The sequence below is a fragment of the Vibrio sp. PNB23_22_6 genome (assembly GCF_052877535.1).
The window spans coordinates 1-1,303 of sequence record NZ_JBNFXP010000061.1; the positions used below are offsets into that span (position 1 = coordinate 1).

Consider the following 1,303-nt stretch of genomic DNA (forward strand, 5'->3'; position numbering starts at 1 on the left):
ATGATGGCCAAAAATGTCGGCCACCAAGCGATTTACTTGTCGGGCGGGGGCATTGCTAATGCCTCTTACGGCCTGCCAGATTTAGGCATTACCACCCTCAATGATGTATTGGTCGACGTCGACCGCATCACCAATGCGTGTGATTTGCCGCTGTTGGTGGATATTGATACCGGATTTGGTGGCGCGTTTAACATTGCCCGCACCATCAAAGCGATGGAAAAAGCCGGCGCGGCGGCGGTGCAGATGGAAGACCAAGTGGCGCAAAAGCGTTGTGGTCACCGCCCGAACAAAGCGATTGTCAGCCAGCAAGAGATGGTGGACCGTGTCAAGGCGGCGGTGGATGCGCGCACGGATGAGAGCTTTGTCATCATGGCACGCACCGATGCGCTAGCGGTGGAAGGTATGGACAGCGCGATTGAGCGTGCGATTGCTTATGTGGAAGCGGGCGCGGACATGATTTTCCCAGAAGCGATGAACCAGCTAGAGCAGTACCAACAGTTCTCGGCGGCGCTCAAGCAAGCGACGGGCAAACACGTGCCTATCTTGGCCAACATCACTGAGTTTGGTCAAACGCCGCTGTTTGGCTGTGACGAGCTGGCTCAATCCAACGTCGACATGGTGCTCTACCCATTAAGTGCGTTCCGCGCGATGAACAAAGCGGCGGAGAATGTCTACAAGCATTTGTTAGAAGTGGGCAATCAAGAAGCGCTGCTTGACTCGATGCAAACGCGTAAAGAGTTGTATGCGCACCTCAATTATCACGACTACGAGGACAAGTTGGACCAACTGTTCTCACAAGAGTCATAACCCCTCGGGGGAAGCCCAAGAAATAGTTCGGAAAATATCTAATCACGTGAAAGTCGTCGGGTGACGCACCGCTCCACAAGAGAGCCGCATCCGACCGAAAAGGAGTTCAAACCATGTCTGAAACGGTTGCAAAGAAAAAACAAATCGGAGGCGCAGGCCTTCGTGGTCAAAGTGCGGGCAGCACAGCGCTGTGTACGGTGGGCAAATCGGGCACCGGCCTGACCTATCGTGGCTATGACATCACCGACCTGGCCAACCATGCTCAATTCGAAGAAGTGGCGCATTTGCTGCTGCGGGGTCACTTGCCAAACCAACAAGAGCTGGATGCGTACAAAACGCATTTGCTGAGTTTACGTGGCTTGCCAACCGCGCTTAAGCAGGCGTTAGAGCTCATTCCGGCCGACGCGCACCCAATGGATGTGCTGCGCACCGGTTGTTCTATGCTGGGTAACTTGGAGCAAGAGACGGACTTTGACCAACAGCTGCACGCCACTGA

The 1,303-nt window shown here is 54.5% G+C and carries 2 protein-coding genes; both read left to right on the forward strand.

Annotated features, from left to right (window positions below; translation table 11 throughout):
• The coding region (gene prpB / locus ACVA54_RS19605; RefSeq protein WP_446582107.1) for a methylisocitrate lyase at window positions 1-807 on the forward strand (807 nt) is incomplete at its 5' end.
• Window positions 808-920: 113 nt separating this feature from the next.
• Window positions 921-1,303, forward strand: a 383-nt coding sequence (locus ACVA54_RS19610) for a citrate/2-methylcitrate synthase (RefSeq protein ID WP_446617812.1), incomplete at its 3' end; no start/stop codon positions are given.